At 66.0% G+C, this 25,523-nt stretch carries 24 protein-coding genes and 2 tRNA genes; 15 read left to right on the top strand and 11 right to left on the bottom strand.

From position 1 onward, the window contains the following. The first annotated feature begins 46 nt into the window (after positions 1 to 46). From FQ137_RS02620 to FQ137_RS02600, 5 genes are all read left to right on the top strand, one after another. Positions 47 to 1,651, top strand: a complete 1,605-nt coding sequence (locus FQ137_RS02620; RefSeq protein WP_149291003.1) for a protein kinase family protein — start codon at positions 47 to 49, stop codon at positions 1,649 to 1,651. A 52-nt stretch (positions 1,652 to 1,703) separates the two neighbouring features. Then, entirely contained in the window at positions 1,704 to 2,399 is a 696-nt protein-coding gene (gene sigM / locus FQ137_RS02615; RefSeq protein ID WP_255583475.1) for an RNA polymerase sigma factor SigM, read from the top strand. Between the two features lie 175 nt (positions 2,400 to 2,574). Continuing rightward, the gene (gene trxB / locus FQ137_RS02610) at positions 2,575 to 3,507 is read left to right on the top strand and encodes a thioredoxin-disulfide reductase (protein ID WP_149291002.1); all 933 of its coding nucleotides are present in this window, start codon (positions 2,575 to 2,577) and stop codon (positions 3,505 to 3,507) included. A 42-nt stretch (positions 3,508 to 3,549) separates the two neighbouring features. Beyond that, positions 3,550 to 3,894, top strand: coding sequence for a thioredoxin (gene trxA, locus FQ137_RS15485; protein ID WP_149291001.1), 345 nt, complete (start codon positions 3,550 to 3,552; stop codon positions 3,892 to 3,894). 118 nt (positions 3,895 to 4,012) lie between these two features. Next, on the top strand, positions 4,013 to 5,203 hold the full coding sequence (locus tag FQ137_RS02600) for an N-acetylmuramoyl-L-alanine amidase (RefSeq protein WP_149291000.1): 1,191 nt from the start codon (positions 4,013 to 4,015) through the stop codon (positions 5,201 to 5,203). Between the two features lie 35 nt (positions 5,204 to 5,238). On the opposite strand, the gene FQ137_RS02595 is transcribed toward FQ137_RS02600, so the two are convergent. From FQ137_RS02595 to rpmH, 9 genes are all read right to left on the bottom strand, one after another. Continuing rightward, on the bottom strand, positions 5,239 to 5,907 hold the full coding sequence (locus tag FQ137_RS02595) for a hypothetical protein (protein ID WP_149290999.1): 669 nt from the start codon (positions 5,905 to 5,907) through the stop codon (positions 5,239 to 5,241). Further along, positions 5,904 to 7,019, bottom strand: coding sequence for a ParB/RepB/Spo0J family partition protein (locus tag FQ137_RS02590; protein ID WP_149290998.1), 1,116 nt, complete (start codon positions 7,017 to 7,019; stop codon positions 5,904 to 5,906). The genes FQ137_RS02595 and FQ137_RS02590 overlap by 4 nt, the downstream gene beginning before the upstream one ends. Further along, positions 7,016 to 7,957: a ParA family protein gene (locus FQ137_RS02585; protein ID WP_255583437.1), complete on the bottom strand. Its 942-nt coding sequence runs from the start codon at positions 7,955 to 7,957 to the stop codon at positions 7,016 to 7,018. The genes FQ137_RS02590 and FQ137_RS02585 overlap by 4 nt, the downstream gene beginning before the upstream one ends. A 101-nt stretch (positions 7,958 to 8,058) precedes the next feature. After that, the gene (rsmG, locus tag FQ137_RS02580; protein WP_149290997.1) at positions 8,059 to 8,841 is read right to left on the bottom strand and encodes a 16S rRNA (guanine(527)-N(7))-methyltransferase RsmG; all 783 of its coding nucleotides are present in this window, start codon (positions 8,839 to 8,841) and stop codon (positions 8,059 to 8,061) included. A 134-nt stretch (positions 8,842 to 8,975) separates the two neighbouring features. Next, entirely contained in the window at positions 8,976 to 9,464 is a 489-nt protein-coding gene (locus FQ137_RS02575) for a R3H domain-containing nucleic acid-binding protein (protein WP_149290996.1), read from the bottom strand. A gap of 129 nt (positions 9,465 to 9,593) precedes the next feature. Then, entirely contained in the window at positions 9,594 to 10,778 is a 1,185-nt protein-coding gene (yidC, locus tag FQ137_RS02570) for a membrane protein insertase YidC (RefSeq protein ID WP_149290995.1), read from the bottom strand. Between the two features lie 17 nt (positions 10,779 to 10,795). After that, the gene (gene yidD / locus FQ137_RS02565) at positions 10,796 to 11,098 is read right to left on the bottom strand and encodes a membrane protein insertion efficiency factor YidD (RefSeq protein ID WP_149290994.1); all 303 of its coding nucleotides are present in this window, start codon (positions 11,096 to 11,098) and stop codon (positions 10,796 to 10,798) included. After that, complete coding sequence (gene rnpA, locus FQ137_RS02560; protein ID WP_149290993.1) at positions 11,095 to 11,457, bottom strand: ribonuclease P protein component; 363 nt, start codon at positions 11,455 to 11,457, stop codon at positions 11,095 to 11,097. The genes yidD and rnpA overlap by 4 nt, the downstream gene beginning before the upstream one ends. Before the next feature lie 18 nt (positions 11,458 to 11,475). Continuing rightward, complete coding sequence (gene rpmH, locus FQ137_RS02555) at positions 11,476 to 11,619, bottom strand: 50S ribosomal protein L34 (protein ID WP_149290992.1); 144 nt, start codon at positions 11,617 to 11,619, stop codon at positions 11,476 to 11,478. Between the two features lie 529 nt (positions 11,620 to 12,148). On the opposite strand from rpmH, the gene dnaA reads away from it, so the two are divergent. From dnaA to FQ137_RS02505, 10 genes are all read left to right on the top strand, one after another. After that, positions 12,149 to 13,654: a chromosomal replication initiator protein DnaA gene (gene dnaA, locus FQ137_RS02550; RefSeq protein WP_149290991.1), complete on the top strand. Its 1,506-nt coding sequence runs from the start codon at positions 12,149 to 12,151 to the stop codon at positions 13,652 to 13,654. A 631-nt stretch (positions 13,655 to 14,285) separates the two neighbouring features. Continuing rightward, a complete protein-coding gene (gene dnaN / locus FQ137_RS02545) occupies positions 14,286 to 15,461 on the top strand; it encodes a DNA polymerase III subunit beta (RefSeq protein WP_149290990.1) in 1,176 nt (391 codons plus the stop codon). 25 nt (positions 15,462 to 15,486) lie between these two features. After that, a complete protein-coding gene (recF, locus tag FQ137_RS02540) occupies positions 15,487 to 16,740 on the top strand; it encodes a DNA replication/repair protein RecF (RefSeq protein ID WP_149290989.1) in 1,254 nt (417 codons plus the stop codon). Next, entirely contained in the window at positions 16,737 to 17,291 is a 555-nt protein-coding gene (locus tag FQ137_RS02535) for a DciA family protein (RefSeq protein WP_149290988.1), read from the top strand. Before recF ends, FQ137_RS02535 begins: the two co-directional genes overlap by 4 nt. 85 nt (positions 17,292 to 17,376) lie before the next feature. Beyond that, positions 17,377 to 19,506: a DNA topoisomerase (ATP-hydrolyzing) subunit B gene (gyrB, locus tag FQ137_RS02530; protein ID WP_149290987.1), complete on the top strand. Its 2,130-nt coding sequence runs from the start codon at positions 17,377 to 17,379 to the stop codon at positions 19,504 to 19,506. Positions 19,507 to 19,727: 221 nt separating this feature from the next. Next, positions 19,728 to 22,256 (top strand): DNA gyrase subunit A, encoded by a 2,529-nt coding sequence (gyrA, locus tag FQ137_RS02525; RefSeq protein ID WP_149290986.1) that lies wholly within the window; start codon positions 19,728 to 19,730, stop codon positions 22,254 to 22,256. Positions 22,257 to 22,259: 3 nt separating this feature from the next. After that, the gene (locus FQ137_RS02520) at positions 22,260 to 22,862 is read left to right on the top strand and encodes a DUF3566 domain-containing protein (RefSeq protein ID WP_149290985.1); all 603 of its coding nucleotides are present in this window, start codon (positions 22,260 to 22,262) and stop codon (positions 22,860 to 22,862) included. A gap of 78 nt (positions 22,863 to 22,940) precedes the next feature. Then, positions 22,941 to 23,014 (top strand) — tRNA-Ile (locus FQ137_RS02515). Positions 23,015 to 23,073: 59 nt separating this feature from the next. Further along, positions 23,074 to 23,146: transfer RNA gene (locus tag FQ137_RS02510), tRNA-Ala, on the top strand. Between the two features lie 59 nt (positions 23,147 to 23,205). Continuing rightward, complete coding sequence (locus FQ137_RS02505; protein ID WP_149290984.1) at positions 23,206 to 24,438, top strand: MFS transporter; 1,233 nt, start codon at positions 23,206 to 23,208, stop codon at positions 24,436 to 24,438. A 7-nt stretch (positions 24,439 to 24,445) separates the two neighbouring features. On the opposite strand, the gene FQ137_RS02500 is transcribed toward FQ137_RS02505, so the two are convergent. Both FQ137_RS02500 and FQ137_RS02495 read right to left on the bottom strand, forming a co-directional pair. Then, positions 24,446 to 24,922: a hypothetical protein gene (locus FQ137_RS02500; protein ID WP_149290983.1), complete on the bottom strand. Its 477-nt coding sequence runs from the start codon at positions 24,920 to 24,922 to the stop codon at positions 24,446 to 24,448. A 10-nt stretch (positions 24,923 to 24,932) separates the two neighbouring features. Next, the gene (locus tag FQ137_RS02495) at positions 24,933 to 25,490 is read right to left on the bottom strand and encodes a nuclear transport factor 2 family protein (protein ID WP_149290982.1); all 558 of its coding nucleotides are present in this window, start codon (positions 25,488 to 25,490) and stop codon (positions 24,933 to 24,935) included. Between the last annotated feature and the right edge of the window lie 33 nt (positions 25,491 to 25,523).

Here is a 25,523-nt window from a genome sequence, read left to right as displayed (position 1 = left end):
GGCGCCTCCCGGTGGGCTGCCGCACCAGGCGAGGAGGGGTTATCGGGTGGGTGAGCAGACTGGAGCCGCGGCACCGGACGCCACCCCGCCGCCACCTCGTCTGACGATCGGTGGACTGGTCTCGGGCGGCAGGTACGAACTTCTCGAACCCTGCGGGGGCGTCGCCGGTCAGTCCTTCTGGAAGGCCCGCGACCGGCGCCTGGGTCGGTACGTCTCACTGACCTTTGTCGACCCCCTGCCCGGTGAGCAACCCCCGGGTTCGGCGACGGGAGTCCTCGATCGCACCGTCGCCCTGACCGTCGTCTACGCGGACGGGTTGGCGCGCGTGCTCGATGTCATCCGCGGCCGTGCGGGCGGCATAGTGGTCTCCGAGTGGATCCCGGGTCGCAGCCTCGCCGCGGCCGTCGCCGAGCCGGACCCCGAGTCCGCCGTGGGCGCGGTGTGGGGGCTTGCCGACGCCGCGACCCGCGCCGAGGAGTCGGGGCTGGCCCTGGGACTGGATTCGCCTGACCGGATCCGTCTCACCGAGGACGGCCGCGCGGTCCTGGCCTTCCCCGGGGTTCACGCTGGCGCCGACAGTCGCGGCGATGTGCAGGGGTTGGGCGCCGTCCTCTACGCGTTGCTCACCGGGGCGTGGCCGCTGCCGCTGCCCGCGGGGTCCGATCTGCACGTGCCGACCGACGGCCGGCCCGTGCCCGCACAGCATGACGACGACGAACTCCGGGATCCCACAGTTGCCGGTCACGGGGTCGCGCCGGAATCCGCCGTTCTGGCCATGCGGTCCCTCGACGGGTCATCGGTCAGCTCGGCGGCCACCGTGAGGGCGATGGTGACCGATCGCGTCGGCGGGCCGGTACGGGCGTCCTCCGAGGTCGCCTACCCGGAAGACGCGGCCGCGACGGAGTGGGCCCCGTCCGATGCGGGGCCGAGCGCGTACGTGGGGCCGGACCCGGAGGTCCAGAAACGACGATGGCAGATCATGGCCGGCACCAGCGCCGCCGCGGTTGTGGTGATCGCCCTGCTGTTTGCGTGGATGGTCGGAGCATTCGGAGGCACCAACAGCAAGACTCCGCTCTCGCAGCAACTTGACGCGATCGAGCGGGCAGCACAGGCCAGCCGCGCCTCCGCGACCGCCGAACCGACAGCCGACGGGGACGGCGCCGCCGAGAAGTCCGAGAAGGACACCCCGTCAACCCCGGTTGCCGTCTCGACCGCCACCGCCTGGCAGCCTCCGACCTCGAACGGCACCGCCGAGAACTCGGCGAGTGCTCCCAACGTGGTCGACGGCGACCTGTCCACGGCATGGTCCAGCGACACCTACCGATCCCAGATCGGGGATGGGCCGTCGGCATATAAGCCGGGTATCGGGTTGATGCTCACGCTCGAGAGTGAGCAGGAGGTCCGCAAGGTCGTACTCCACTCGGGGGATGACGACGTGCGCTTCGAGGTGCGGTCGTCCCCCAGTGCCTCGCCGGCGGCCCTGGACGAGACCACCCGTCTCGGGGCGGGCACCGTGCGCGGCGGTAAAGCCACAGTGACGATCGACGAGCCGGAGAAATCCGAGCACATCCTGGTGTGGATCACCCGTCTGGGAACCTCCGGGGACCAGGCCTACGACGCCTCGATCACCGAGGTCGAACTAACCCGCTGACGGCCCGAGGTGACACCCCCACAGGGTGCGCGGTCGGGTTACCGTGACGGCCGTGAACACTGGTACCGCCGCCCCGACTGCGGCGAGTTCCGGCGCGTCCGTGCCGGCGCAGTCGGCTCTCCGCGCAGACCCGCCATCGCGTGCGGAGCCGTCGTTAAGTGCGGAACCGCCGTTAAGTGCAGAGCCGCTGTCAAGTGCAAAGTCCCAGCTGAGCGACGCCGAGTTGCTCGACGCCCACGTGGCTGGCGACCCGAACGCCTTCTCCGCCCTCGTTCGGCGTCACTACGATTACCTGTGGCGGCTGGCCATCCGTACCTCGTTCAACCGCGATGACGCCGCCGAGGCACTGCAGGAGGCCCTCGTCTCGGCGTACCGGAAGGCGGACACCTTCCTGCACGCCTGCCCGGTACAGGGGTGGCTTTACCGCATCGTTGTCAACGCCTGTCTGGACAAGATGCGGGCGCAGCGGCTTCGCACCCACACCCCACTCACTCCGGCCCTGCACGAACAGGTCACCCTGCGCGACCACTTCCACCAGGACCCGACCTACGCGATCATTGTGGCCGAGGCGCTGGCGGAACTGCCGGGGGATCAGCGGGACGCCGTCGTCGTCGTCGACATGCTCCGGTGCACCGTCGTCGAGGCGAGCCACCTGCTCAACATTCCCCCGGGCACCGTGAAGAGCCGGTGTTCGCGCGGACGCGCGAAACTCGGTGTCCTTCTCGAAGGGGTCACCCTCACAGCCTGAGCTGACCCCGCCAGCCGAGACGATCGGTGCCACAGGTGAGGGTGTTCCCCTCGTCACCAGGGGGCGGGACCGGGAACAAGCCGGACCCCCGGAGTGTTGTGGCCTTCAGAAGGCCTGGCACGGTCGTGCAGGTCCGGTCTATATCCGCAGAGCGCGCGAGGAGCCCCGAGAACTCATGAGTGACACCGTCCACGACGTCATCATCGTCGGATCCGGCCCGGCCGGCTACACCGCCGCCATCTACTCTGCACGGGCCGAGCTCTCACCGGTGGTGTTCGAGGGTTCCCAGTTCGGTGGCGCGCTGATGACCACGACCGACGTCGAGAACTTCCCCGGTTTCGCCGAGGGCATGATGGGCCCGGACCTGATGATGCAGATGCGCGAGCAGGCAGAACGCTTCGGTGCCGACCTCCGAATGGAGGACGTCACCTCAATGGACCTCAGCGGCGACGTCAAGATTATCCGGGTCGGGGAAGAGGAGCACCGTGCCCGCGCCGTGATCCTCGCGATGGGGGCAGCCGCACGCTACCTCGGGATCCCGGGCGAGCAAGAACTTCTCGGCCGCGGCGTCAGCTCGTGCGCAACATGCGACGGCTTCTTCTTCCGCGACAAGCCGATCGTTGTGGTCGGCGGCGGCGACTCAGCGATGGAGGAGGCCACCTTCCTCACCAAGTTCGGCTCTTCGGTCACGATCGTGCACCGCCGCGAGGAGTTCCGCGCCTCCAAGATCATGCTCGAGCGGGCCCGGGAGAACGAGAAGATCTCGTTCGTGCTCAACACGGCCGTGGACGAAGTGCTCGCGAACGAGAACGGGTCGGTCGCGAAGCTGCGCCTACGCAACACCGTCACCGGGGAGACCAGCGAGCTCGAGACGGCGGCAATGTTCGTCGCCATCGGCCACGATCCGCGGTCCGAGCTCATCCGCGACCAGGTCGAGGTGGACGAGGACGGTTACGTCCTCACCGGTCAGACCACCGCCACGTCCCTCCCCGGCGTGTTCGCCTGTGGCGACCTCGTCGACAAGCGCTACCGCCAGGCCATCACCGCCGCAGGCTCCGGCTGCGCTGCGTCGATCGACGCGGAACGCTGGCTCGCCGAACAGGCCTGAACCACGCAGGAACCGTTCTTCCACGTCGAAAGGAGCCAGACTATGGCCGACACCCCCAACATTATCGACGTCACCGAAGCGGACTTCGGTGCCTCCGTACTCGCCGCCAGCGCCTCCAAGCCGGTGCTGGTGGACTTCTGGGCCACGTGGTGCCGCCCGTGCACGATGATGGCGCCGGTCCTCGACGAGCTCGCCGGCTCGGAAGCGGACAAGCTCACAGTGGCGAAGGTCGATGTGGAGGCCAACCAGGAACTGGCAGCTGAATACCAGATCACGGCGATCCCCGCGATGCTGCTTTTCTCGGACGGGCAGCCGGTCAAGCGCATCACCGGAGCAAAGTCAAAGTCGGCGCTTCGCGCCGAGCTGGGGGAGATCCTCGGCACCTGACCCACACGGATACGACCCCCTCCACGGACCCCCGACTCCCGGCGGCAATCGGGCGTGTCCGCGTTCGAGGCGGTAAGTTCATCCGGGTACACATCACGAGAACAGCGGGAGGAGACCCATGGCCTGGAGGCGTGGTGACCGTGGACCCGAGGTGGCCGCAATTCGGGCCACCCTCGCCGGCATGGGTCTGCTGCACAACATCGAGTCGGTCGGCGTCACCGAACCCGAGACCGGGTCGGTCCTCGCTCGCACCGACGCAGTCTTCGACGCGGACCTGGAGACGGCCGTTCTCGCCTTCCAGCAGGCTCGTGGACTGATCTCTGATGGAATCGTGGGTCCGGCAACCCAAGCGGCCCTCCATGACGCCAGCCACGTTCTGGGGACTCGCGACCTGAGCTACATCGTCTCCAAGCCGATGGCCGGGGACGACATCGCCCAATTGCAGCGTCGCCTGGGCGAACTCGGGTTTTATGCCGGACTCGTGGACGGGACCTTCGGGCCCCTGACCCACGGCGCCGTCACCGATTTCCAGCGCGATTGCGCGCTGACCGCGGACGGCGTGGTCGGCGCGGAGACCCTCGACACCCTGAACCGCTTTTCCACCCTGTTCAAGGGCGGAGATGTCGCCTCCCTTGTCGAGAAGGAGCGGGCACGTACGTCTGGGCCCATGCTTTCCGGAAAGCGGATCGTCCTCGATCCGGGGCCCAGCGGATCGGAAAACCCGATCCGGATTGAGACCGCCAACGGCACCATCACCGACGCCGAACTCCTGTGGGACCTCACCAGTCGGCTCTCCGAGCGGATGAACCAGGCAGGCGTGGAAGTTTTCCTCTCCCGGCCCGAGTCGATGATCCCGACAGATCCCGAACGCGCGGAAATCGCCAACGCATTCAACGCTGACCTCGTCATCTCGCTGCGCCTCGATCGCCACCCCAACCCGGTCGGGAACGGCGTGGCGACCTTCTACTTCGGTAACTCCCTCGGTGCGGAATCCATGCTCGGCGAGGCCCTGTCAGGCTTCATCCAGCGTGAAATCGTCAGCCGCACGACCCTACGGGACTGCCGCACTCACGGCCGGAGTTGGTCTCTGCTGCGGATGACCCGTATGCCCTCAGTGCAGATCTACCTCGGCTACGCACACAACGAGCGCGATCTCGCGATCCTCGGCGATCGCGGCGCCCAGGACACCATCATCGACTCGATCTTGGTCGGCGTGAAGCGGTTGTATCTCCTCGACGAGGACAATCACCCGACAGGATCCATGTCCGTCGATGCGCTCATCGACTACGAACAGCGGCAGCGCGACTGAGCAAGGTTACCGACACGCAACCGGGCGACGCTCGGTCAGTATCCCGGCATCCCAACTCTCGCCGATGCTCCCGACATGACTCCCAGCCGGCGGGTGGAGAAACCGTGCTCGGCGAAGAGTTGGTCAAGTGCGCTCTCCACATCCGCTTTCCACATGTGCTCGCTCTCGATGTCGAGACGGAGCCTCGGATGCGTCTCGTGGGGTGCCACCACGCTGAAGCCGTGCTCGACGAGGAAACTCATCGGCGCCACGCAAGACTCCGCCCCACAACCGTCACGTGACGTAACGGAGCTGGGGTCGTTGGACGTGACCCCGAAAGCCTCAATCGCTTTGATTCCGCGGCTGCGCACGTTCACTATCACGGCATCGAGCAACGAAGTCATTACTCCGGCCGGGGCACCGTGCTCCACGCTCATACCCGACAGCAGCACGGCATCCGCGCCGACCGGTGAAGTCGGGAAGCACGCCGCCCGCGGCACCATCCCCGGCGGAGCATAGAAGGCGGCGGCGGTCGATCTGTCCCCGTAGGTTGCGATCTGGCCGCAGACTCCCCACTCGAGTGAGACGTGCGATATCCACGCCTCCTTTTCGAATTCCGGATCTCCGGGAGCGTCTCCGCCGTCGGTCTGCCAATAAACGCAACGCCGAGCGCGAGGACCCAGCTGGTCCACTGCTGACAAGTCCAGCGAGCGGATGGACATCATCGGTGTGTACCGGCCGACCCGCCCTCAAGTAGAGCGAGGACCCGGGCCAGATCATCCGTATCGCCGACGTCGATCGTGATACGTCCCTTGCGTCGTCCCATCGTCACCGAGACAGAGGTCTCGAATCGGTCCGACAATCTCCCCGCTACCGCTTCCAATTCGGGGTTTCGCTGTCGTCCCCGGGGCGGCCGTGTGGGATTGTCACTGGAGTCTTTCGGCTCCCGGTTGGCCAGGGTCACGAGCTCCTCGGTGGCGCGAACCGATATCCCTTCTGCGACGATCCGCGCTGCGAGCTCATCCTGCGCAGACGCACCGGCCTCGAGACCGAGGAGCGCTCGGGCGTGCCCCGCCGAGAGAACACCTGCGGCGACCCGACGTTGGACCGCGGTCGGCAACTGGAGCAAACGAATACTGTTGGTGATCGCGGGACGGGACCGACCGATGCGGGTGGCGAGCTCCGACTGAGTGACATCAAACTCCTCGAGCAGTTGCTGGTACGCAGCTGCCTCCTCGAGGGGGTTGAGCTGCACGCGGTGGATGTTCTCAAGCAACGCGTCCCGCAGTAAGTCCTCGTCGTCGGTCTGACGGACGATGGCGGGGATCGCCTCGAGTTCGGCACGCTGGCTGGCTCGCCAGCGACGTTCACCCATGATGAGCTGATACCGGCCATCAGGCATCTCGCGCACGACGATGGGCTGGAGGAGGCCGAACTCCTTGACAGAGTGGGCGAGTTCGGCCAACGCCTCTTCGTCGAAGTACGTTCGCGGCTGCTTTGGGTTCGGGTCGATGTCTGCGGGCGAAATTTCCCGGTAGACAGCGCCGGGGTCAACCAACTCTGGAGTTTCACGTGAAACATCGCTGCCGATATCGCGTGAGGAGCCGCCGGCTCCGAAATCGTCCGTCCGCTGAACTTCGGATTCTGATGCGGGAGCAGCAGCCCGAGTGGTTCCCGAGTGAGACCGAGAGCGAGGGGGAGTAGTGCGTGGTCCCGAACTTCGGGGCCCGAGGATCAAGTCTGCGGCGTCATTGCCAAGACGTGGTCCGTCCTCGGGTCCAGTAGGAATGAGCGCTGCAAGACCCCGTCCGAGACCGCCCTTACGCTGCTGACTCATCGGTTCTCCTCCGGGCCGTTACCCTTAGCTTCTCCTGCGGAGGCCGTAGACACCAGATGGTCAGGCTCCACCGCCTCGCGTCGCGCGTTGATCTCCCGTGCGGCGTCGAGATACGCGAGTGCGCCTCGCGATCCGGCGTCGTACTGCAGAATGGTCATGCCGAAACCTGGTGCTTCCGAGATCTTCACGCTCCTAGGGATAACAGTCCGGAGGACAGTCTCACCAAAGTGTTTGCGAACCTCTCCGGCAACCTGCTCCGAAAGCTTTGTCCGACCGTCGTACATCGTCAGCATGATGGTCGAAATCTGCAGATCAGTATTCAGATGCTGTTGGATCAGTTCAACGTTGCGCAACAGCTGGCCCACACCCTCGAGGGCGTAATACTCACACTGAATGGGGATCAAAACCTCTCGCGCAGCCACCATTGCGTTGACTGTGAGTAGCCCCAGCGATGGTGGGCAATCGAGAAAGACATAGTCGATGCCCAGCGACTGCAGGTCCTCGGGGATGAGTACCTCCGCAAGGCGGCGTTCCCGCTGGGGCAACCCGACCAGCTCAATCTCCGAACCGGCGAGGTCGATGGTGGCCGGAACACAGAACAGACGGTCTGCATGTGGACTCTTCTGCATGAGGTCCTCAAGAGGCGACTCCCACATCAGGAGCTCGTAGCTCGACGGTGTCCCCTCCCGGTGATCCACACCTAGTGCTGTACTCGCATTCCCCTGCGGGTCCATGTCGATCACGAGAACACCGAGTCCACCAAGGGCCAGCGCCGCAGCGAGATTTACCGTCGACGTGGTTTTTCCAACGCCGCCCTTCTGGTTGGCGATCGTGATGATCCGCGGCGATTCAGGACGGGGGAGCGCGGGGGCATCCCCGTGGAGCACCTCGTTCGCCTGCCTAGCGGCTGCGAAGATCGGGGTCTCGTCGTCGGACATCCGTTACCTTTCGATTTCAATAATGAGCGCGGCGCGCGTCACCGCCGGCCCGCAGCCATTGTTTCACGTGAAACCGAACCCGGACGCATGCTCGTCGGACCTCATCGGGTCCGGCGACCTCCTCCGCGCGAGCGGGACCCACGGACTCCCATCCTAGTGGCCAATGTGCCGATCACCAGTTTCGTCGGCTCGGCGTCCGAGGCCGCCACGGTCTCGATCTCAATATTGGCAAAACCGAGCCTGTGTAGAGCCGAACGATCTCGTTCGACCTCCTCACGTGCGGATTCCCCCTTGAGTGCAACCATGCGGCCGCCGGTTTTCAGCAACGGGGCGGACCACCCTGCGAGCTTCGCTAGCGGGGCAACTGCACGGGATGTCACGACATCCGCCTCGCCGGCCAGTGCGATGACACTCTTTTCCTCAGCCCGGCCGCGAATCACCCGAATATCGATTCCCAGCTCGGAGACGACCTCTTCCAAAAACGTCACACGCCGAAGGAGCGGCTCGACCAGTGTCACCGAGAGGTCGGGGCGTGCCAGCGCCAGCGGGATGCCCGGTAGGCCTGCGCCGCTGCCGATATCCACGACGGACTCGGCCTCTAATAGGTGCGAGGCCGCAGCTGCACTGTTGAGCACATGCCGGTCCCACAACCGTGGGCGCTCGCGGGGACCTATTAATCCCCGAACAAGCCCAGCGGATCCGAGAATCTCGACATAGCGAATAGCGAGCGGGAGCCGATCACCGAACACCTCGACGGCCCCGGGAGGAGGAACTGGCGAGTCCGCATCGTCCACTCTCTGCTTGGACGTCGCGGATGCGACTGGGGCCGCATCAGATTCCACATCACTGTCACGTGACGTTTCGTCGCCAGGGTGTCTGTTCATGGGACTTCATCACTTCCTGCGGCACTTTTGCCGCTGTTTCACGTGAAACAACCGTCAAGAATGACAATGATGTGATTAGTTCGTCGGGGCGACCGCAGGACACTGGCCCTCTGTCCGACCGTCCAAACCCCCACTCACTCCGGAAGAACGACGACCCGACGATGAGGTTCGACGCCAGTGGAATCCGACGCCACCCCCCCGATCCCCGATATGGCGTCATGAATGATCTTGCGTTCGAACGGCGTCATGGGTTCGAGTTCCTCCGGCTGACCGGACTCCAGCACCTGCTGCGCAGCGACGCGACCCAATTCGGTAAGAGCTTCCCGCTTCGCCTCACGCCATCCGGCGATATCGAGCATCAGCCGGCTACGGTCGCCAAGCTCCTGCTGCACCGCGAGACGCGTCAATTCTTGGATCGCGTCCAACACCGCACCGTCCGGGCCGACTAACGTATCCAAGCCATCTCCACCCACGATGCTCACGACGGCACGGTCACCCTCGACGTCCAAGTCAATATCGCCGTCGAAGTCCAGGATGTCGAGGAACTGCTCAAGATAGTCACCCGCCACCTCGCCCTCCTCGACCAATCGTTCTTCGGACACCTCGATGTTCCTCTTGGACATTGACCCGCCTCCGTCGTCACCGCCTATCGCCGAACCCTGAGGGTGCGGCGAATACCTTCCCCAAGTATGGGACAAGGTCCCCGACACCGAGGCATCGGGGACCTTGTCCACTCGCGTTTCCCTACCGGGTCAACGCTTCTTTTTCTTCTTCTTGTTTTTGGGCCGAGAACCTGACCCCTTCTGAGCCGGCCTGCTCCGCTGTGTACCGGGGGAGTGGGGACGTTGACCCGGGCGGGGGGCGCTTCCCGGAGCGACCGCGGGCCCGGAAGCGCTCGCCTCGTCATTGACGTCAGCCGGGGTGCCCGTCTCGACCGTCGGACTCGTGATTGCCGCGGTACCGGCCGCGGACGACCGGTTCTTCTTGGTCGTGCTGGGCTTCATCCCCACTCTCGGAGCCAGTGCCTTCTGCTCCTCACGACGCTGCAAAGCAGCGGCGTCGTCCTCCTTGGCCATCTTCTCGAACAAGAAGTACTGCTGGCCGAGGGTCCACAAGTTATTGGTGACCATGTACACGAGGATCGCCATGGGCCAGAACGCACCGGTGACGAGGATGCCGATCGGGAAGGCCCACAGCATGAGCTGGTTCATGATTCTCGCCTGCGGGTTGGCCGCGGCCTCCGGCGACTGGCGGGACAATGAGACGCGGGCGTTCAAATGCGTGGTGATCGCCGAAACGATCATCATCGGAATGGCGACCACGAGAATGTTCCACCGCGCGAAATCAAGCATCGCCCCCGGCTCGACGAACGCCTGAAATTGTTCGACGGGCTGGGAGATAAACGACGACAGCGGTGCGCCGAACAGACGGGCGTCGAGGAAGCTCTGGACCTCATCGGCGCTGAACACATAGTTGCCGGTGTTGCGGGTCTCTTCCGCAGTCATGCCCAGGGCATTGAACTGAGTGCCCATCCGGTTGAACGAGCGCAGCACGTGGAACAAACCGAGGAAGACGGGAATCTGGATCAACATCGGCAGACAACCAAGTAGGGGATTGAACCCCTCCTGCTTCTGCAGTTTCCGCGTCTCGACTGCGAGCTTCTCGCGATCGTTCTTGTACCGTTTCTGCAGCTCCTTCATCTTCGGCTGCATCTCCTGCATCTTGCGGGAGAACCGAATTTGCTTGGCGGCAGGCCAGAACAGCATCGTCCGCAAGGTAAAGACGAGGAAGATCACCGAAAATGCCCAGATGAGACCGTTTGAATCTGGAGCTTCGACCCAGGGGAGTAGGCCGCCGAGGAACGCGAAGATCTTGTGCCAGAACCAGAGGATCCCGGAGATCGGATAATAGACCAGCGGGTTGGTGATGAACGACATGGGTGGTGGAGTCCTAGCTACGTTCGAGAATTATCGGAGTGCTCATGGTGCTCGCCCGCAGGCGGATCGGGATCAGGGGCACGGGGACGGGGAACCGGATCCCAACCGCCCGGTGTCCACGGTCCGCAGCGGAGTAGACGCCACACCGAGAGCCAGGTCCCGTACCAGGCCCCGTGTACACGCACCGCCTCCACGGCGTAACTACTGCAGGTGGGTTCGAAACGACAACTCGGCGGTGTCCAGGGAGAGATGCCTTTTTGGTAGAAGTCGAGTATCCACAGCAGGACCCGTGCGACCGGGCTCGGCCGTACCGTATTCACGACGAATCCCTAGCGCGTGCCGCGGCAGCCGCGAGTCCGGTCCGCATGTCGCGCACGAGATCTTCATGCGACGCGACCGCCGACGCAGGATTGGCGCGGATGACCACCATGACATCGTCGCCGACCTCGCCAAGCAGGCTGGCCGCGATATGACGAAGCCGCCGGCTGACGCGATGACGAGTCACCGAATCCCCGACGGCTTTGCTGACAACCAGCCCGAAACGCGGACCGCCCACGCGGACGTCCGAGGAGTCCACGTGGGCGTGTACGACCATGGTGCGGCGGCCCTTCCTGGCACCGTTGCGCACCACCGCCGCGAAGTCAGCGGAACGGTGGAGCCGGTGCGACCTGGGGAGCACCCGCCACCCCGGCCGGAATCAGGCCGTCAGCGCGGCGCGGCCCTTGCGCCGGCGGCCGGCGACAATACCGCGGCCGGCGCGGGTACGCATCCGCAGACGGAAACCGTGCACCTTGGCACGACGACGGTTGTTCGGCTGGAAAGTCCGCTTGCCCTTGGCCATGGTTGGCTCCTCACGTGAAGTCGGCGCCGTCACCGGCGCCCGATCGAGTTCGAGACGTCGTCGAATCACCGGAGTCGGCGGCACCACGACGCGCCGAGCGCCCTCGAGCGCACGACAGACTGCTCAAGATTACGCGCCCGAGGCGTCACCCACCAAACTGTGTAATCCCATTCGCCTCACTCATACCACTTTGGTGGCAACAACGACACGCCGACGGCCGCGATGCTTGACATTTTCCCTCGAGCGTACCTTGAGGGTTGCCCCGTGGATCTCCGTGTTGTTACCGTCGTTTCTCAACGAGCCCTACAAGGGCTGCACAACCTGAATACGAACAGCCACCTCCGGCCCCTCCCATCGACGACGCGGTTGTCACCCACGGGAGAGGTCTGCCTTCCCACAGCTGTGGACAACCATGTGGATACCTCAGTGGACCTGGCTCGGAGCCTGTGGATAGAGTGTGGTTCCCGGCGCCGCCGGCCACCCGGACCACCGGCAACGCACGACACTGGATGAGAGGAGACCGCCCACCGTGTCTCCTGAGCTCGAACACGTGTGGAGTGCCGTCCTCGACAGACTGACCGATCCGGAGTTAGCAAGTGACGACAACCCGGCGTTGTCGCGTCAACAACAAGCGTGGCTCCGGCTGGTTCAGCCGATCGCCGTGGTCAACGGTTTCGCGATGCTCGCCGCTCCGTCGGCCTTCGCTCGAGACAACATCGAGTCCGTTCTTCGCGGCCCCATCACCCGTGCGCTCAGCGCGCAGCTCGGCGAGCCGGTCGACCTCGCCGTCAAAGTCGACACGTCACTCGCCGGCGGACAACCGCCGACGGAAGACGACGACCATGCGAGCATGGCCGCGGAAGACCTCCACGGACTGAGGTCCGATGATGAGCACCCACCCGCGACCGCACGCCCGCGACGGATGACCGAAGAGCAGATCGCTGCTGAACGACTGCTGCACGGCAGTGACCGCGACGAAGCATTGTCAGCCGCGACAGCTCCCGGCCTCAACGAGCGCTACACGTTCAGCGCATTCGTCCAGGGAAATTCCAACCGTTTTGCTCGGGCAGCCGCGCTCGCGGTCGCCGAAGCACCGGCCCGTGCATACAACCCACTGTTCATCTGGGGCGAATCCGGGTTGGGCAAGACCCACCTCCTCCACGCCATCGGGCACTACTCGTTGCGTATGTACTCCGAGCAGAAGGTCAAATACGTCTCGACCGAGGAGTTCACGAACGACTTCATCAACTCCGTCCGCGACGGCCGCCAGAATATGTTCAAGAAGCGGTACCGCGAGGCGGACATTCTCCTGGTTGACGACATCCAGTTCCTCATCGGCAAGGAACAGGTCCAGGAGGAGTTCTTCCACACCTTCAACACGATCCACAACGCCCAGAAACAGATCGTGATCTCCTCTGACCGGCCGCCCAAGCAACTGCAGCCACTCGAGGACCGCCTGCGCACCCGCTTCGAGTGGGGTCTGATCACCGACATCCAGCCCCCGGAGCTGGAAACCCGGATCGCCATTCTCGACAAGAAGGCCAAATCCGAGAAGTACGTGGTGCCGCGAGACGTGCTCGAACTCATCGCGACGCGTGTCCAGCGCAATATCCGCGAACTCGAGGGCGCTCTCATCCGAGTGGTGGCGTTCGCCTCTCTCAACGGTCACGAGATCGATGTACCGCTCGCAGAGGTCGTCCTCCGCGACGTGGTCTCCGACGATGACTCACTACAGATCTCGGCGGCGACCATCATGGCGGTAACCGCCGAATTCTTCTCCACGAGCATCGACGAGCTGTGTGGCAGCTCCAAGACCCGGTCCCTGTCGCGGGCGCGCCAGATCGCCATGTATTTGTGCCGCGAACTCACCGACCTGTCCTTGCCGAAGATCGGCGTCACGTTCGGCGGCAAGGACCACACAACCGTGATGTATGCGCAGCGCAAAATTCTCAAAGAAATCAAGGACGACAGGCGCACATACGACCAGATCCAGGAACTCACCGCCCGGATCAAGGAGCGTTCGCGCTCACTCTGAGCCTCCGTGGCTGCGACTTCCTCATCTCACTGACGCGCGTCCCCAAGGTGGCTGGCCGGGGTGCTGTAGTGTCTCCGCATGCCGCTGGGATCCTCGAGCCCGGCGGCGAAATCGGTACTCGACGGGTCACTGAATCTGCTTCCCTCGCTCTCGCCGGCGCAAATGTCACGACCGGCGCGATCGCCTCGCAATGCTCTTGTAACCCCGTGCACACCGTTTGTCACACCTCTCACAGCTGTGGACAACCCTGTGGAGTCTTGTGGACCGACGGTGGACAGAGGGTGGACGAAGTCTTGTGATTCCACCGTGCCTGCAACCAAATCACAAGATCGCACGCGGGAGTCCACACCACGAAATCGCCCCGGACCTGTGATTACACGTCTCGGCTCACAATTTCACAGGACCTACTACTACCTCTTATCTCTTTAGAGAGTTCTTGTTAGAAGTAGGGATGTGGAACGGCGAGCCTGCTTGACCGGGTTACAGGAGTCCGAGTGTCGGCTGTCGGCCCGAGCGGTTACTCTCATGGAGACGTTCCGCCCCGGCGGCGGAAGCGCACAGCACGAACCCGAACCGACCAATCGTCCAGATACCGGCCCCCGGTATCCGCCCCGCCTGAAAGAGGTCATCGATGGAGATCACGGATCCGACGTTCCGCGTCACCCGCGAGGACTTCGCGGACTCCGTGGCCTGGGTGGCTCGCACGCTGCCGTCCCGTCCGTCGGTCCCGATCCTCGGCGGGGTACTACTCGAGGCCGATTCGGGATTGACGATCTCGGGTTTCGACTACGAGACATCGGCGCAGGTCTCCGTTCCGGCTGAGGTGTCTGAGCCCGGAAGCACCCTGGTCTCCGGCCGGCTGCTGGCGGACATCGCGCGAGCCCTGCCCGACCGTCCGGTCGAGGTGGTTGTCACCGCGCAGAAGATGTACATCAGCTGCGGTTCCGCGAAGTTCACCCTCCCGACCATGCCGGTCGAGGACTACCCGCAGCTGCCTGCAATGCCTGAGGTCACCGGATCTGCCGAGGTCGATGCATTTTCTGAGGCTGTGTCCCAGGTCGTCGTCGCGGCGGGCAAGGACGACACGCTGCCCATGCTTACGGGCATCCGCATGGAAATCGAGGGCACCCGGGTGACGCTCATCGCCACCGACCGGTTCCGCCTGGCAATCCGCGAATTCGACTGGGAGCCCGCCCGTGAGGATGTGGCCGTCGAGGTCCTCATCCCCGCCAAGGCGCTGTCAGAGGTCACCCGTTCCGCCGGACATGGTGGTCGTGTGGATCTGAGCCTCGGTGCGGGATCCGACGTGGGTGCCGAGGGGATCCTCGGCGTGTTGGTCTCCGGCCAGCGCACCACAACCCGGCTACTTGACGCGGAGTTCCCCAAGGTCCGTCAGTTGCTCCCGCCCCAACACACCTCCGTTGCTGTCGTGGACGTGGAGCCGCTCGTCCAGGCGATCAAGCGCGTGGCCCTGGTGGCGGACCGTGGCGTCCAGGTCCGCATGGCGTTCTCGGATGGCGAGCTCGCCCTCTCAGCCGGGGGCGACGACGCCGCGCAGGCCAACGAGACGCTCCAGGTGGACTTCGTCGGAGAACCGCTGACCATCGCTTTCAACCCCGGGTACCTGCTCGACGGCCTCGGCAGCGTCCACGCCGCACGCGTCGCGTTCGGTTTCACCCAGCCGAGCCGACCGGCCGTGCTGCGTCCCGCACCCGAGACCCTCCCTGAGCAGGGCGCCGATGGCGCGATCGCCCCCGTGGAGTCCGACCACACCTACCTGCTCATGCCCGTTCGCCTGCCGGGCTGAGGCCGGCCCCCGGAATCGATCCGGTATGCACCTGCGTCACCTGAGGCTCCTCGACTTCCGCTCCTGGCCACTGCTTGAGCTGGATCTCGAGCCCGGGGTCACGACCCTGGTCGGGCGGAACGGACACGGCAAGACCAACGTCCTCGAGGCGATCGGCGTCCTGGCCAGCCTGCGATCCCACCGGGTGGCGTCGGACGCCCCGATGATCAGGACCGGCGCCGATACCGCCCTGGTCGGCGCACTCGCTCATAACGCGGGACGTGAACTGACGGTCGAACTCGCTCTCAACTCCGGTAAGGCCAACCGGGCACGACTCAACACCTCGCCCTGTCGGCGACTGTCAGACATCCTCGGGGTCGTTCAGTCCGTTCTCTTCGCACCCGAGGACCTGGCATTGGTCCGAGGCGAGCCGGCCGAACGTCGCCGACTCCTGGACGAACTGATGGTTCAGCGTCGCCCCACTCTCGGTGGCGACCTCAGCGAGTACTCTTCGGTGCTGCGCCAGCGAACCGCGCTGCTCAAGTCCGCGTCCAGCGCAGTGCGGCGCGGCCGGCCGGAGGACTCCGCCGCAGTCCTGGACACCCTCGACGTGTGGGACGGCCGGCTCGCAGAACTCGGAGCACGATTGGTTGCCGGTCGGATCGAACTCCTCCGACAGTTGCGCCCCCTCGTCGTCGATGCCTATCGCGGCCTCGCCCCCGAGTCCCGCCCCGCCGATCTGAACTACCGATTCCGCGTCGCGGACGCCCCCGACGAATCGGAGTTGGCCGATCCAGAACTCGTAGAGGCGGTGTTGCTCGCCGAGCTCGGCCAACGCAGGCGCGACGAGATCGACCGCGGGATGTCGCTCGTCGGACCCCATCGGGACGACCTCATTCTCAGCCTCGGAGACGAGCCCGCGAAGGGGTTCGCCAGCCACGGTGAGACGTGGTCGTTCGCGCTCGCGCTACGCCTCGGATCGCTGGAGATGTTCCGGGCAGACGGAGTCGAACCGGTCCTGCTCCTCGATGATGTCTTCGCCGAACTCGACCGACACCGGCGCGCCGCGCTGGCCGACGTCGCCGCCGGGGTCGAGCAGGTGCTCATCACCGCCGCGGTGGGCGAGGACGTTCCGGACTCGCTTCGCGGGGTCCGTCATGACGTCGTCATGACGGGTGAGGGGGCGGATCGTCACTCGGCGATGACGGTGTCACGACACCGGGGCGACGGCGTGGCGCGTGGTGGAGATGACGGCGACGACGAAGGCAACACTGGTACCGGAAGTAGGGCAGAACCGTGACGGATCGAACCGGCAGGGATCCCGTAACACCGTCTGACCCGCCACAACGTGGTTATGACATCGCCAAGCAGGCGCTTGAGGAGGCCCGAGCCCGGGCGCGGGCGGAGGGCAAACAAGTGGGCCGGGGGCGCACCGGCCCGGTGGGCGCGGGCAAGCGACTACGAAAGCGCGGGTGGACGGGCGCAGGTGCCGACCCGTGGGACCCGCAGCCCCTGGGAAAGCTCGTGGGGCAGGTCGCCAAGAAGCGGGGTTGGGACGACAAGGTCACCACCGGGCGACTGTTCGCGGAGTGGGACCGCATCGTCGGTGAGGACGTCGCTGCGCATGCCACGCCGGAACGACTGGAGGAGGGGATCCTCTACGTGCGGGCGTCGAGTACGGCCTGGGCCACCCAGCTAAGGCTCGTGGCGGCCGACATTCTCCGGAAAATCGCCGCCGCCATGGGGCCGGGCCACGTCCGCCGTCTCAAGGTGGAGGGTCCCGAGAAACCGAGTTGGCGAAAGGGGCCACTGCACGTGTCCGGCCGGGGACCCCGCGACACGTACGGATGAGCACCGGGCGTGCCCCTGGCCCCCGTGCTGGTTATCGCAGGTAGACTGGCCAGGTCCAGACCCCCGAGACGCGAGGAGTTCGCACGTGGCGGACGCCAAAACCAAGGCCAACAACAACGGGCCCAAGGAATACGGTGCATCTTCGATCACCGTTCTCGAAGGGCTTGAGGCCGTCCGGATGCGGCCGGGTATGTACATCGGCTCCACCGGATTGCGGGGACTGCACCACCTGATCTGGGAGGTCGTCGACAACTCCATCGACGAGGCGATGGCGGGTTATGCGACCGGCGTCAAGGTCACGTTGCTGGAGGACGGCGGCGTAGAGGTCGTCGACGACGGGCGAGGCATCCCCGTGGAGATGCACGAGCAGGGCATGCCCACCGTGCAGGTGGTCATGACCCAGCTGCACGCCGGTGGCAAGTTCGACTCGGACTCCTACGCGGTCTCCGGCGGACTCCACGGTGTCGGCATCTCGGTGGTCAACGCGCTGTCGACCCGGGTCGAGGTGCAGATCAAGCGCGACGGGCGCCTGTGGAAGCAGGACTTCGACATGGCGATCCCCGCGGAACTGGTCGACGCCGGCCCCGCCGAGGGGACCGGCACGAGGGTCCGTTTCTGGGCGGACCCGTCGATCTTCGAGAGCACCGAGTACGACTTCGATGTGGTGGCCCGCCGCCTTCAGGAGATGGCGTTCCTCAACAAGGGGTTGACCATCACGTTGACCGACCGGCGCTCACGGGCCGGGGAGGCTGCGGAGCTGGACGCGATTGCGGACAGCGAGGTCGGAGGCGCGGAAACGGCGCCCGGCTCGGACGAGGGGTCAGACCTGTCGCGCGCCGTGGACGTCGAAGAGGCGTTTGTCGAGGGAGCGCACGAGGCAGAAGTCGCCGTGCCGGCCCCCGCGGAGCCGGCCAAGGTCCGCGAACGCAAGCGCACCTTCCATTACCCGGACGGGCTCAAGGATTACGTCAAGGCGATCAACAAGTCCAAGACCTCGATCCACCCGACGATCCTCTACTTCGAGGGCAAGGGTACCGGCCACGAGGTGGAGGTCGCGATGCAGTGGAACTCCGGCTATTCGGAGTCCGTCCACACCTTCGCCAACACCATCAACACCCACGAGGGCGGCACCCACGAAGAGGGCTTCCGCGCCGCGCTGACTTCGTTGGTCAACAAGTATGCGCGCGAGAAGAAGCTCATCAAGGAGAAGGATTCCAACCTCACGGGTGACGACATCCGCGAGGGCTTGGCGGCCGTCCTGTCGGCCAAGATCTCGAATCCGCAGTTCGAGGGGCAGACCAAGACCAAACTTGGCAACACCGAGGTCAAGGGCTTCATCCAGCGCCAGGTGTCGGAGCACGTCGGGCACTGGTTCGAGGCCAACCCCGCTGAGGCCAAGATCATCGTCAACAAGGCGATCGCGTCGAGTCAGGCCCGGGTCGCCGCCCGTAAGGCTCGTGAGATGGTGCGCCGTAAATCGGCCACCGACATCGGCGGGTTGCCCGGCAAGCTCGCGGACTGCCGGTCCAAGGATCCGGCCAAGTCCGAGTTGTACATCGTGGAGGGCGACTCCGCCGGCGGCTCGGCCAAGTCCGGTCGGGATTCGATGTTCCAGGCAATCCTCCCGCTGCGCGGAAAGATCATCAACGTCGAGAAGGCGCGGATCGACAGGGTCCTCAAGAACGCCGAGGTCCAGACCATCATCACGGCTCTGGGCACCGGCATCCATGAGGAATTCGACATCGACAAGCTGCGGTACCACAAGATCGTGCTGATGGCCGACGCCGACGTCGACGGTCAGCACATCTCGACGCTGCTGCTCACGCTCATCTTCCGGTTCATGAAGCCGCTGGTGGAGAACGGGTACGTCTACCTGGCGCAGCCGCCGCTCTACAAGCTCAAGTGGAACAAGGGCGAGCCGGACTTCGCCTACTCGGATCGTGAACGCGACGAGCTGCTCAAGATCGGCCTGGAGAACAAGCGCAAGATCAACGTCGACGACGGCATTCAGCGCTACAAGGGTCTCGGCGAGATGAACCCCAAGGAGCTCTGGGAGACCACGATGGACCCGTCGGTCCGCACACTCCGTCAGGTCACGCTCGAGGACGCTGCAGCGGCCGACGAGCTGTTCTCGATCCTCATGGGTGAGGACGTGAATGCGCGCCGCAACTTCATCACTCGCAATGCCCGTGACGTGAGGTTCCTCGACGTGTGACGTCGTCGCCAGGCAGGCACGGAAGAAGGGGCGCTCGCCGTGGTCGGCGGGCGCCCCTTCGCATCATGACCGCCCCGGGGGCTCTGTGCCCAGCCCCAGCTGAGTCCCCGTCTCGCCGACGTCCCCGCGCGCCCGTGCCGGTGTTTCTGCAGGACCTATAGACTAGGAAGGTCGAAGCGTGCCCTCGGGGCGTCGTTTCGAGCGCGACAGAAGAGGAGCCCATGACGGACACGACGTTGCCGCCCGAAGCCGGGGGTCACGACCGGATCGAGCCGGTTGATATCCAGGCCGAGATGCAGAGAAGCTACATCGACTACTCGATGAGCGTCATCGTCGGGCGAGCCCTCCCGGACGTGCGGGACGGGCTCAAGCCCGTCCATCGCCGGATCCTCTACGCGATGTGGGACAACGGTTACCGGCCCGAGCGTAGTTACGTGAAGTCGGCCAAACCGGTCGCCGACACGATGGGTAACTACCACCCGCACGGTGACTCGGCCATCTACGACACCCTGGTACGACTGGCCCAGCCGTGGGCGATGCGCTATCCGATGGTCGACGGTCAGGGCAACTTCGGATCGCGTGGCAACGACGGTGCCGCCGCGATGCGTTACACCGAGTGCAAGATGACCCCGCTGGCCATGGAGATGGTCCGGGACATCGACAAGAACACGGTCGATTTCCAGCCGAACTACGACGGCAAGACGTCCGAGCCGGTGGTCCTGCCGTCGCGAGTGCCGAACCTGTTGATCAACGGTTCCAGTGGCATCGCGGTCGGCATGGCCACCAAAATGCCGCCGCACAACTTGCGTGAGGTCGCCGAGGCGATCTACTGGTGCCTGGATCATCCGGATGCCGACGAGGAGGAAACCCTCGCGGCGTGCATGGAACGGATCAAGGGCCCCGACTTCCCCACCCACGGCTTCATCGTGGGCGACCAGGGGATCAAGGACGCCTACACGACCGGGCGCGGTTCGATCCGCATGCGGGGCAAGACTTCCATCGAGGAGGAGGGCAGCCGGACCGTCATCGTCATCACGGAACTGCCCTACGAGGTCAACCCGGACAATATGATCCTGTCGATCGCGGAGCAGCTGCGCGACGGGAAGATCGCCGGCATTTCCAAGATCGACGACGAATCCTCGGACCGCGTGGGCCTGCGGATCGTCATCACGCTCAAGCGCGACGCCGTGGCAAAGGTCGTGCTGAACAACCTCTACAAGCACTCGCAGCTACAGACGTCGTTCGGTGCGAACATGCTCTCGATCGTCGACGGCGTACCGCGGACGCTGGCCCTGAACCACCTCGTGCGGCTGTACGTCACGCACCAGATCGAGGTCATCGTCCGGCGCACCCAGTACCTGCTGGACGAGGCCGAGAAGCGGGCTCACATCCTTCGCGGGCTGGTCAAGGCGCTCGACGCGCTCGACGAGGTCATCGCACTCATCCGGCGTTCCGAGACGGTCGAGGTCGCACGCGAGGGCCTCAAGGAACTTCTCGACATCGACGACGACCAGGCACAAGCCATCCTGGACATGCAGCTCCGCCGCCTCGCGGCCCTGGAGCGGCAGAAGATCGTCGACCAGCTCACCGCGATCGAACTCGAAATCGCCGATTACAAGGACATCCTCGCCAAGCCCGAGCGGCAGCGCGCGATCGTCGCCGACGAGCTCCGCGAGATCGTCGAGAAGTACGGCGACGACCGCCGGACGAGGATCATCCCGGCGGACGGAGATGTCACGGACGAGGACCTCATCGCCCGCGAGGACGTCGTCGTCACCATCACCGAGACCGGATACGCCAAACGGACCCGCACCGATCTCTACCGCGCCCAGAAGCGCGGCGGCAAGGGCGTGCGCGGGGCGGAGCTGAAGCAGGACGATATCGTCCGGCACTTCTTCGTCTCCTCCACCCACGACTGGCTGCTGTTCTTCACCACCAAGGGCCGCGTTTACCGGATCAAGGCCTACGAACTGCCCGAGGCGAACCGCACCGCGCGCGGCCAGCACGTGGCCAACCTCCTGGCCTTCCAGCCCGAGGAACGCATCGCCGGCGTCATCCGGATCAAGAGCTACCAGGACGCGCCCTACCTCGTCCTGGCCACGCGCAACGGTCTGGTCAAGAAGTCCAGGCTGGAGGATTACGACTCGCCGCGCTCGGGCGGCCTCATCGCCGTGAATCTGCGTGACGGGGACGAGCTGGTCGGTGCGGCGCTGGCCGGGCCCGACGACGACCTGCTGCTGGTCTCGGAGAAGGGACAGTCGATCCGCTTCCACGCCAACGACGACACGCTGCGCCCGATGGGCCGCGCGACGTCCGGCGTGATGGGAATGCGGTTCAACGACGGAGACGCCCTGCTGAGCATGTCCGTGGTGCGGGCCGACACGTCGGACCAGGAGAAGTACTTCCTCCTGGTCGCGACCGAACGCGGTTACTCCAAGCGCACCGCGCTGAGCGAGTACACGGCCCAGGGCCGGGGCGGCAAGGGCGTGCTCACGCTCATGTTCGATCCCAAACGCGGCAAGCTCGTCGGCGCAACGATCGTGGAGTTGCAGGACGAGTTGTACGCGATCACCTCTAGCGGGGGAGTCATCCGCACGTTTGCCAAGCAGGTCCGTAAGGCCGGCCGGCAGACCAAGGGCGTGCGACTGATGAACCTCGCCGAGGGCGACTCGTTGCTGGCCATCGCCCGCAACGCCGACGAGCCCGACGACGAGGACCGGTCCGAAGCCGAGTCCGTCGAGGAGGAGTAGGGGATGACCGACCCGACCGACCCGACCGACCCGACCGACCCGGCCACCGACGGGCCCGCACGCGAGGGGTCGACCCCGGCGCCCGGGTACGGCGGGTCGGAGGCAGTCTCAGGCGCGTCGGCCACCACCGCGTTCCCCGCCGCCACCAACCACCGTGCCGAGGGTGTGAGCGGGGGTGTGTCCAGGGCCCACTCGGGGGGCGCGGCCGGGCGCGCCGCGCCTATCGTGCCGCCTACCGAGCGCCGCGGACCGATGGAGTCGGTTCTCGTCCTCCGAAGGATCGACCCATGGTCGGCGTTCACCACGGTGCTGGGCCTGATGCTCGCCCTCTACCTGGTGTGGATGGTCGCCATCGGCGTGACGTACCTGCTGCTGTCCGGTATGGGTGTGTGGGACCGCCTCGGCGGTCTGCTGTCCGGCGTGGCGGGCGACGAGTCCGCTGCAGTAATCGGGCCGTCGACGATCTTCCTCTATAGCGGGGGAGTGGGCCTTCTCAACGTGCTCCTGCTGTCGATCCTGGCGACCCTCGCAGTGTTCATCTACAACCTCGCGGCGGGGCTGACCGGCGGCGGCGTGCAGGTCACCCTCGCTGATCGCCGCTACTGAACGTGCCGGGAGCCGCCACCCGGGTACGCCGATTTGGGTGGCGGCGAGGGAGTCGGGTAGATTGACCTCTCGGTACAAGGGCCTATAGCTCAGGTGGTTAGAGCGCCAAACTGATAATTTGGAGGTCGGAGGTTCAAGTCCTCCTAGGCCCACTCCGTCAGGCAGACGCCGGATCCGCTAGACGCGGTCCGGCGTTTATGCTTGGAGGTACGGGGCCTTAGCTCAGTTGGTAGAGCGCTGCCTTTGCAAGGCAGATGTCAGGGGTTCGAATCCCCTAGGCTCCACTCACCCGCCGGCTGGCACGCTAGCCGGCTGGCACCCTCCCGCTGCGGATAGGGAGACAGTGCACCCCACCCCCCGCTCGTCCCGGGCCCCGTTCGTGCTCATGGCGCTCGTGGTGACCGTAGCCTTGGCCTCCAGCGCCACCCCTTCGCCCCTGTACGTCGACTACCAGCAGGCCTGGGGCGTCGGCGGCACCGCCATCACGGTGGTCTATGCCGTGTACTCGCTCGCGGTCCTGGTTCCGCTGCTGTTCCTCGGCAGGGTCTCCGACGCCATCGGCCGCCGCCCGGTCATCCTGGCGGGCCTGATTCTGCTCGCCCTGAGCATGGGCTTGCTTGCGGCGGCGTCCTCGGTGGCCTGGCTGATCGCGGCCCGCGTCGTCCAGGGCCTGGCGGTCGGTCTGATCACCGGATCGGCCACCGCCGCTCTGATCGAACTCCATCCGACCAGGGATTCCCGGGTCGGCGCCCTGACCAGTAGTTCCACCACCAACTTCGGCATCGCGGGCGGGGTGCTGCTCGCCGGGGCGGTGGCCACCTCGTCGTCGTCGCCCCTCGTCCACCCCTACCTCGTCATCGGCGTCCTCACGGTCGCGCTCACGGTCGGCGTGGCCGCGATCGTCCCCGAGACCGCCGGCGGCTCGGGGAGCCTGCGTGCGGCGCTGCGCATACGTCCGCCGTCCGTGCCCCCGCAGATGAGGTCCGCCTTCACGCTGGCGGCCGTGTGCGTGATCGTGTCGTGGTGCGTCGGCGGTGTGTTCCTCGGTCTCGGCGGGGCGATCGCCCGTGACCTCATCGGCGCGTCCGACTACCTCGTCACCGGCCTGGTCGTGGCGGCCCTGCAGGCGGCGGCCGGAGTCGCGCAGCTGGCGTGGAATCTGCGGTCCGGTCCCTCGCAGTGGCGGCGCGGGGTGGTGATCGGTGTCCTCACCCTGGTCACGGGGCTCGTGACCGCGTCGGTGTCGCTGGAAGCCCGGTCGGTCGTCGGGTTCATCGTCGCCGCGGGGCTCACCGGTCTCGGGATGGGTTTGCTGTTCCTCATGGGCACCACCCTGGTTGCGCAGAGCGCGCCGCCGGCGGTGCGAGGGCAGGCGTTCGCGGCGCTGTTCGTGGTGGCGTACCTCGCGCTCGGCGTGCCGGCGGTCGTCGCGGCGGTGATCGCAGAATCACTCGGCCTGATCCCCGCGTACCACCTGCTGGCGCTGACGGTCGGAGCGATCGCCGGCGGCGCCCTGCTCGCGGTGACCCGGCCGTGGGCAAGGGGCACAGCCCGCAGGCCCGGGCGGCCCGGCTAGCGTCCGACTAGTCGCGACTGCTCAGGGCCTGCGCCGCCGCCGCGAGCCCCAGTGCGGCCAGCCCAGTACGGAGCCGGTCCGTGGCCATCAGTGCCTGGATCCTCGGGCCGGTGACCCGCTCCTGGGCGATCCCCATGTGCAGCGGGAGCACGCCGGCGGTGATCGCCGGGACGGCGACGCCCGTGGCGCACGCGAGCATCGTGGCCGCCAGACCGCCACGTTCGCCCGAGCGCACCGAACCGTACGCCGCCCACGCCACCGCCCCCAGGCTCGTCGCGTACAGAGTGAGGGCCACGGGGGCGATGCGGCGGGCGTGGTCGGCCTGACGTTCGGCGATCCCGTGGGTGGGGCCGTCGAACAACTGGGGATAGACCACCGAGGTGACAATCGACTGGAATCCCAGATGGACCGCGGAGGTCGTCAGCAGCGCGAGACGACCCGCGCGCAGAGTCGGGTCGGCGTCCGCGGGGCGTCGGCGGTTCATACCTGCCACGCTACCTCTCGCGGGACCGTCCCAGCAGTTCCCGGCCCTCGCCGTCGTCGGTCACCGCGCGCGCGGTGCGCAACACGACCCGCCACCCGCGGTCCGGCGCGTCCACCCGGCCGCGCCGCTCCAGCTCCCACCGGCTCGCCGTCACGCGCAGCACCGTGTACCGACCCGGGCGCGACGAGCGCACCACGAGTTGGGTATACCCGGTCGCCACCGCGCGGTCCCCGTCGAGCAGCACCACCGGCAGGCTCGGGACGTGCCCGCAGCCGTGCGCGATGAGCCCCTGGTGGGCGTCTCCGTTCACCATCTCCACGAGGCCGTCGTGCCCGTCGAGCACCCCGGTGTCCACGTCGTAGACGCCGTCCTCGGTCCACAACTCCGCGACGCCCTCGGCGTCCCCCGAGTCGACGCGGGGGGAGTACGAGGCCAGAAGACGGAGGACAGCCAGTTCATCAGCCGCCCGATCAAGTCCGGTCTCGGCTGCGACGAGTCGGGCCTCCAGGGCCTCCAGGCGGGCGTCGACGCCGTCGCGGACTTGTCGGGTGTCAGGTTCGTTGTCCATAAGGCAGACACTAGTGGGCTGCGGTGACGGGGC

This window comes from Dietzia sp. ANT_WB102, from assembly GCF_008369165.1.
Taxonomy (GTDB): domain Bacteria; phylum Actinomycetota; class Actinomycetes; order Mycobacteriales; family Mycobacteriaceae; genus Dietzia.
This window is presented reverse-complemented; position numbering and strand designations above follow the sequence as displayed.

Coding starts and splice junctions, on each gene's coding strand:
- FQ137_RS02520 (WP_149290985.1), top strand. CDS start 22,260: ATGACCGACCCGACCGACCCGACCGACCCGACCGACCCGGCCACCGAC.
- FQ137_RS02575 (WP_149290996.1), bottom strand. CDS start 9,464: ATGTCCAAGAGGAACATCGAGGTGTCCGAAGAACGATTGGTCGAGGAG.
- FQ137_RS02600 (WP_149291000.1), top strand. CDS start 4,013: ATGGCCTGGAGGCGTGGTGACCGTGGACCCGAGGTGGCCGCAATTCGG.
- FQ137_RS02590 (WP_149290998.1), bottom strand. CDS start 7,019: ATGAGTCAGCAGCGTAAGGGCGGTCTCGGACGGGGTCTTGCAGCGCTC.
- FQ137_RS02495 (WP_149290982.1), bottom strand. CDS start 25,490: ATGGACAACGAACCTGACACCCGACAAGTCCGCGACGGCGTCGACGCC.
- FQ137_RS02585 (WP_255583437.1), bottom strand. CDS start 7,957: ATGTCCGACGACGAGACCCCGATCTTCGCAGCCGCTAGGCAGGCGAAC.
- trxA (WP_149291001.1), top strand. CDS start 3,550: ATGGCCGACACCCCCAACATTATCGACGTCACCGAAGCGGACTTCGGT.
- rpmH (WP_149290992.1), bottom strand. CDS start 11,619: ATGGCCAAGGGCAAGCGGACTTTCCAGCCGAACAACCGTCGTCGTGCC.
- yidC (WP_149290995.1), bottom strand. CDS start 10,778: ATGTCGTTCATCACCAACCCGCTGGTCTATTATCCGATCTCCGGGATC.
- gyrA (WP_149290986.1), top strand. CDS start 19,728: ATGACGGACACGACGTTGCCGCCCGAAGCCGGGGGTCACGACCGGATC.
- FQ137_RS02500 (WP_149290983.1), bottom strand. CDS start 24,922: ATGAACCGCCGACGCCCCGCGGACGCCGACCCGACTCTGCGCGCGGGT.
- trxB (WP_149291002.1), top strand. CDS start 2,575: ATGAGTGACACCGTCCACGACGTCATCATCGTCGGATCCGGCCCGGCC.
- dnaN (WP_149290990.1), top strand. CDS start 14,286: ATGGAGATCACGGATCCGACGTTCCGCGTCACCCGCGAGGACTTCGCG.
- recF (WP_149290989.1), top strand. CDS start 15,487: ATGCACCTGCGTCACCTGAGGCTCCTCGACTTCCGCTCCTGGCCACTG.
- FQ137_RS02595 (WP_149290999.1), bottom strand. CDS start 5,907: ATGATGTCCATCCGCTCGCTGGACTTGTCAGCAGTGGACCAGCTGGGT.
- rsmG (WP_149290997.1), bottom strand. CDS start 8,841: ATGAACAGACACCCTGGCGACGAAACGTCACGTGACAGTGATGTGGAA.